The 360-nt window shown below is 47.8% G+C and carries 1 pseudogene; it reads right to left on the bottom strand.

From position 1 onward, the window contains the following. Positions 1-360, bottom strand: a pseudogene (locus KJS69_RS29405) (RNA-guided endonuclease InsQ/TnpB family protein); the annotation flags it as partial.

Here is a 360-nt window from a genome sequence, read left to right as displayed (position 1 = left end):
GCAAATGCTTGTACTTCGAGCGCTTATTCTTAATGGGTCTACCGTGAAAGAACGTACATTGACCTTGGGAATCATAGCTGGTCGCGATAAAATTGACGCCCATGTCTAATCCGACCACTTGATTCAACGATCGGACCGACACTTCTTCCACTTCTTTGGTCATTGGAAGGTGTAAGAAGAACTTCCCTCGCTTGTGGACTAACTTGGCGGTCCCGAAGGACCAGGATCCATCGAAATACGTTTCCATGCCTTTCGATTCATAAGGTACCTTGATGCGACCATGCAGGGTGTTGATGGAAAACATCCGTTGCGTAAGCGAGTAATCTCGACGCCAAACGAGGTCAAGCTCCGGTTTCTTGA

This window comes from Paenibacillus sp. J2TS4 (genome assembly GCF_018403245.1).
In the GTDB taxonomy this organism is placed as follows: Bacteria; Bacillota; Bacilli; order Paenibacillales; family NBRC-103111; genus Paenibacillus_L.
This window is presented reverse-complemented; position numbering and strand designations above follow the sequence as displayed.